General features: G+C 46.1%; 1 protein-coding gene. It reads right to left on the reverse strand.

Annotated features, from left to right (window positions below; all coding sequences use genetic code 11):
• Positions 1–851, reverse strand: an 851-nt coding sequence (locus tag F8B77_RS17670) for a hypothetical protein (RefSeq protein ID WP_167512866.1), incomplete at both ends; no start/stop codon positions are given.

Genomic DNA, 851 nt, shown 5'->3' on the forward strand with positions numbered 1-851 from the left:
TCGAAGGTGTGGTGCTGGTGTTATCTAGAGAATAATTGGCTAATGTATCTAAGGCCGACACCGCCGTTTGAACACCAGAAAGTGTGGTTAAGGTGTTGTTAATAAGGGCGGTATTTATCACCGAGAGATTCACATCCTTGAGTTCATCAAAGCCTGCGATGTGATAGGTGGTAAGGCTTGGCGCTGTGGTTGTGGTGCCATCGGCGTAATCATCAAGGGAATTAATGGCATCAACGAGTGCTTGTATTTGTACTTCCGTGGTGAAATTACTGTCGGCTAATGTTTGGTTGTAATCACTGGTATTGATTGAACGCGGATCGGTTAACCCTGCATCGCTATAGTTGGTATCAATCGGCTCGGTATTGGTGCTATCGGCGCTGTAGCCCAATAGCACATTCAAATTATCGACTTTGATGACTAACGTAGGCAACTCAGCCATGGTCACATTTTGACCGCCGACATAGAGGTTCAATAAATCCAAATCATCAATATCGACGCCACTAATCCCTGCTGTCGTGTAGTCACTCACTGTTGGTGCCGTGCTATTTGCATCCGCGCTGTAAGCCAGCACAACGTTTATACCATCAACCAGTGATTGTACCGCTGTGGTATTAGTCAATGACTGACTATCCACTTGTCCGTTGATGTCACTGAGGTTATTGGCATCAACACCAGTAACACCAATATCGGCATAGTTGGTCACTGTTGGTGCAGTTTGGGTATTGTCCGCAGCATAGCTTTGGATCACGTTCATGCTATCGGTTAGAGTTTGAATACCTGCCACGGTAGTCAGCGATTGGCTATCTACTTTCCCGTTGATTTCAGTGAGGTTATTGGCATCAACGCCTGTG

This window comes from Aliivibrio finisterrensis, from assembly GCF_008933155.1.
GTDB classification, from domain to species: Bacteria; Pseudomonadota; Gammaproteobacteria; order Enterobacterales; family Vibrionaceae; genus Aliivibrio; species Aliivibrio finisterrensis.